Below are 4,822 nucleotides of genomic sequence, written 5' to 3'. Positions count from 1 at the left end.
GAGCTGCGCGATGCCCATCTCGAACGAGAACCGGGTGCGCGTCGAATTCTTCTCGAAGATCACGCCGACCCCACGGGGGCCTTCGAGCGGACGCTCCGCGAACGGAGCCTTCTTCAGCCTGGCGGCGAGTTCGAGGACTTCGGCCTGCTGTGCAGGGGTGAGGTCGTCGTCCCGGAGAAAATGTTTCACCACGGTCGTCACTGCTTTCCCGGCTGAGCGGCCGATTGCGCGTTGTCGAGAATCGCGGGCAGCGCCGCGACGAAACCTTCGGCCTGATCGTCCGTGAGGACCAGGGGCGGAGCCAGCCGGACGACGCCCGGTTGCGCGGCGTTGATCAGGTATCCGGCCTCGCGCGCGCTGTTCTCCACCGCGGGGGCCACGTCCTGGGTCAGGACGATGCCGAGCAGCAGCCCGGCGCCGCGAACGTGGTCGATCAGCGGATGTCCGAGACCTTCGATGCCGGCCGACAGCGACTTGCCGAGCGTGTCGGCGCGGGAGATGAGGTCGTCCTCGGCGATCGTCCGCAGCACGGCGAGCGCCGCCGACGCGCAGACGGGGTTCCCGCCGAACGTCGTGCCGTGCTTGCCCGGCCCGAACAGGTCCGCGGCCGCGCCGGTCGCGATGCACGCGCCGATCGGCATCCCGCCACCGAGACCCTTCGCGAGGGTCATGACGTCGGGCACGATCCCGACCGCCTGGTGTGCGTAGAACCAGCCCGTGCGCCCGATCCCGGTCTGCACTTCGTCGAGCACGAGCAGGGCGCCGCGATCGGCGGTAATCCGCCGTGCGCCCGCGAGGTATCCCTCCGGCGGAACGACGACACCGCCCTCACCCATCATCGGCTCCAGGAACACGGCAGCGGTGTCGGCGTCGACGGCGCGATCGAGTGCGTCGAGATCGCCGTACGGCACGTGCTCGACACCCGGGGGCATCGGCTCGAACGGCGCGCGCTTGGCGGCCTGGCCGGTGAGCGCGAGAGCACCCATCGTCCGGCCGTGAAAGGAGTTCTCCGCGGCGATGATCTTCGATCGGCCCGTGGCCCGCGCGAGCTTGAACGCCGCCTCGTTGGCCTCGGTGCCGGAATTGCACAGGAAGACACGTCCGGGGGCGCCCAGGTGGGAAAGCAGCTTCTCGGCCAGTTCGATCGCCGGCTCGCTGGCGTACAGGTTCGACACGTGCCCGAGGGTCGACAACTGCGTCGTGACGGCCTCGATGATCGCCGGGTGCGCGTGCCCGAGGATGTTGACGGCGATGCCGGCGAGGAAGTCGACGTACTCCTTGCCGTCGGCGTCGGTCAGCACCGCTCCCTGACCACGCGTCAGTGCCACCCGGGGGACGCCGTACGTGTTCATCAGAGCGCCGGACCAGCGCTGCTGGAGTTCCGGGGTTCCGGTCATGAGGCAACTCCCTCGGTAGGTGAAGTCGGGCCGGGCGTGACCATCGTGCCGATGCCCTCGCCGGTGAACAGTTCGAGCAGAACGGAATGGGCGACGCGGCCGTCGATGACGTGCGCGGTGGGCACGCCGCCGCGGACGGCGCGCAGGCAGGCCTCCATCTTGGGCACCATGCCGGCGTCGAGGGTGGGCAGCAGTTGCGCGAGCGCGTCCACGTCGATCTCGGTGGCCAGCGAATCGCGGTCCGGCCAGTTCGTGTACAGCCCTTCGACATCCGTGAGGACCACGAGCTTCTCGGCGCCGATGGCCTCGGCGAGCGCGGCGGCGGCGGTGTCGGCGTTGATGTTGTGCACCACACCGTCCGAGTCGGGGGCGATGGTGGACACCACGGGAATTCGGCCCGCACGGATCAGATCCAGGACGGCCTCCGGGTTCACCGTCGTGACGTCGCCGACGAGACCGATGTCGGTCGGCGTGCCCTCGACCATCACGGTGCGCTTGGTGGCGGTGAACAGGTGCGCGTCCTCACCGGAGATGCCGACGGCGTACGGTCCGTGCGCGTTGATCAGTCCGACCAGTTCGCGGCCGACCTGACCGAACAGCACCATCCGGACGACGTCCATGACCTCGGGAGTGGTGACGCGGAAGCCGCCCTTGAATTCGCCTGTCATGCCGAGCTTTCCGAGCATGGCATTGATCTGGGGGCCGCCGCCGTGCACGACGACCGGCTGAATTCCGACCGTCCGCAGGAACGCCATGTCGGCCGCGAACGCCGTCTTCAGCGCGTCGTCGACCATGGCGTTGCCGCCGTACTTCACGACGACGACCTTGTCACGGAACTGCTGCAGCCACGGCAGAGCCTCCGCCAGGACGTGCGCCTTCTGGTGATCGGTGATGCCGCTGAGTGCCTCGCTGGTCGCTGTCATGACGAATACGCCGAGTTCTCTTCGACATACGCGTGCGACAGGTCGGTGGTCCGGATGGTCACGGCGTGCTCGCCCAGACCGAGGTCGATGTCCAGGGAGATGTCGATGTCGCTCAGGTCCACGTCCCGCGCACCCGGTGCGCCGACGCCGTCGATGCAGACGGGGGCGCCGTTGAACGACACCGAGATCGTGTCGGGGTCCAGTTCGATCGGCGCGATGCCGATGGCGGCGAGTACCCGGCCCCAGTTGGGGTCGGATCCGAACAGCGCCGTCTTGACGAGACTGTCCCGCGCCACCGTCCGGGCGCCGATCAGGGCGTCGTCCTCGCTGACCGCGCCGCGGACCGTGATCCGCACCCGCTTGGTGACGCCCTCCGCGTCGGCCATCATCTGATCGGCCAGATCGTCGCAGACGGCCGTCACGGCCGCATTCAGTTCGTCCTGGGTCGGTGTCACGTTGCTCGCACCGGACGCGAGCAGCAGCACCGTGTCGTTGGTCGACGTGGCACCGTCGACGTCCAGCCGGTCGAACGTCACCCGGGTGGCCGCCCGCAGCGCGGCGTCGAGTTGCGCCGCGGTCGCGACGGCGTCGGTCGTCACGACGCACAGCATCGTCGCCAGCGCGGGGGCCAGCATGCCTGCGCCCTTCGCCATTCCGCCTACGTTCCACTTGTCCGCATGGTGCAGGGCGGCCTGCTTCGGCACCGTGTCGGTGGTCATGATCGCGTACGCGGCGTCGGTGCCACCCGAGATTCCCCCGGCGAGTTCGTGCACCGCCTCCGTGACCCCGGCCAGGACCTTCTCCATCGGCAGGCGGTCGCCGATCAGACCGGTGGAACACACCGCGACCTCGACGGCTCCGGTCTCGGTTCCCCAGTTGCTCAGCGCGGATGCCACTTCCTCGGCCGTCTTGTGCGCGTCCTGGAACCCGCCCGCACCCGTGCACGCGTTGGCCCCACCGGAATTGAGCACGACGGCGCGCAGCCTGCCCGTGGTGAGCACCTGCTGCGACCACAGCACGGGGGCGGCCTTCACCTTGTTCGCGGTGAAGACGCCGGCCGCCGCGAGCTCGGGTCCCTCGTTGACGACGAGAGCCAGGTCGGCGTTGCCGCTCACCTTGATACCCGCCTTGATCCCGGCCGCGCGGAAGCCCGCGGGCCCCGACACTCCCTGGGTTCGGACCAGGGTGCCGCCGGCGACCTCCCGGGTCGGGTGCGGATCGATCGTGCTGTCACTGCTCACGGGGCAACTCCCACTGTCGAGAGACCGGCGGTCTCGGGTAGTCCAAGCGCAAGATTCATCGATTGCACCGCTCCGCCGGCGGTGCCCTTCGCAAGGTTGTCGATCACCGCGACCACGACGATCTGACCGGCGTCGGCGTCGACCGTCACCGCGATCTGGACCGCGTTCGATCCGACGACCGCACCGGTCTGCGGCAGCACACCCTGGGGCAGGACGTGCACGAACGGCTCGTCCGCGTACGCCTTTTCGTAGATCGCGCGCACCTCGTCCTCGGACGCCGTGGTGGCCGCGGTGCAGGTGGCGAGGATGCCGCGCGGCATCGGCGCCAGCACGGGGGTGAACGACACGGTGACGCGCTGACCGGCGAGTTCGGAAAGGTTCTGGATGATCTCCGGGGTGTGGCGGTGCACGCCGCCGACACCGTAGGCACGGACCGAACCCATCACCTCGGAGCCGAGCAGGTCGGCCTTGGGTGCGCGGCCCGCGCCGGAGGCACCGGTGACGGCGACGATCGTGACCCGCGGTTCGACGACACCCGCCGCGACCGCCGGGGCCATCGCCAGACTCGACACCGTCGGGAAGCACCCGGGGACGGCGATGCGTGTGGCGCCGACGAGTTTCTCGCGGGCACCCGGCAGTTCCGGGAGTCCGTACGGCCAGCTACCTGCGTGCGGGCTCTTGTAGTACCGCTCCCAGTCCTCGGCGTTCGTCAGCCGGAAGTCGGCGCCGCAGTCGATGATGACCGTGGACTCGGGCAGCGCCTTCGCGTACTGCGCCGAATTGCCGTGCGGCAGACCGAGAAACACCACGTCGTGTCCGGCGAGCGTCTCGACGGTGGTGTCCTCGAGCACTCGGTCGGCGAGGGGAAGCAGGTGCGGATGGTGCGAGCCCAGAGTCGATCCGGCGTTGCCGCCGGCAGTGAGCGCGCCGATGACGAGCGAACCGTCCGCATACGACGGGTGCCCCAGCAGCAGACGCAGCACTTCGCCACCGGCGTATCCGCTCGCGCCGGCGACGGCAATCCTGATCGGTTTTCCCGCGTGCTCAGTCATACGATTGATTATGCATCATCATGCAAGCTAATACACACCGCGGTCTCTCGACGGGACGGAATGCGTGGTCACTGCTTGCCGAGCGACCGCCGAATCTCGTCGAGCTTGGCCTTTCCCGCCTTCTCCCGCTTCTCCCACGCCTCGTCCAGCGACTGCCCCGACGGGCTGTCGTGCGCGAGTTCGGAGGAGCCCATCGCCGTCCCGAACCG

At 69.0% G+C, this 4,822-nt stretch carries 4 protein-coding genes and 1 pseudogene; all 5 read right to left on the bottom strand.

What is annotated here, in order from left to right; translation table 11 throughout:
- Positions 1–201 (bottom strand): annotated as a pseudogene (locus AC1D1G_RS41860) (ornithine carbamoyltransferase); the annotation flags it as partial.
- Positions 198–1,397, bottom strand: coding sequence for an acetylornithine transaminase (locus AC1D1G_RS41855; RefSeq protein WP_280782476.1), 1,200 nt, complete (start codon positions 1,395–1,397; stop codon positions 198–200). The gene AC1D1G_RS41855 and the pseudogene AC1D1G_RS41860, both read right to left, overlap by 4 nt.
- Entirely contained in the window at positions 1,394–2,320 is a 927-nt protein-coding gene (gene argB, locus AC1D1G_RS41850) for an acetylglutamate kinase (RefSeq protein ID WP_477956565.1), read from the bottom strand. Before argB ends, AC1D1G_RS41855 begins: the two co-directional genes overlap by 4 nt.
- Complete coding sequence (argJ, locus tag AC1D1G_RS41845; protein ID WP_477956564.1) at positions 2,317–3,561, bottom strand: bifunctional glutamate N-acetyltransferase/amino-acid acetyltransferase ArgJ; 1,245 nt, start codon at positions 3,559–3,561, stop codon at positions 2,317–2,319. Before argJ ends, argB begins: the two co-directional genes overlap by 4 nt.
- A complete protein-coding gene (gene argC / locus AC1D1G_RS41840) occupies positions 3,558–4,613 on the bottom strand; it encodes an N-acetyl-gamma-glutamyl-phosphate reductase (RefSeq protein ID WP_280782478.1) in 1,056 nt (351 codons plus the stop codon). The genes argJ and argC overlap by 4 nt, the downstream gene beginning before the upstream one ends.
- Positions 4,614–4,822 lie beyond the last annotated feature (209 nt).

The organism is Rhodococcus sp. P3_B8, from assembly GCF_056402775.1.
The sequence above is the reverse complement of the archived record's forward strand: the minus strand, read 5'-3'. Positions and strand labels throughout refer to the sequence as shown.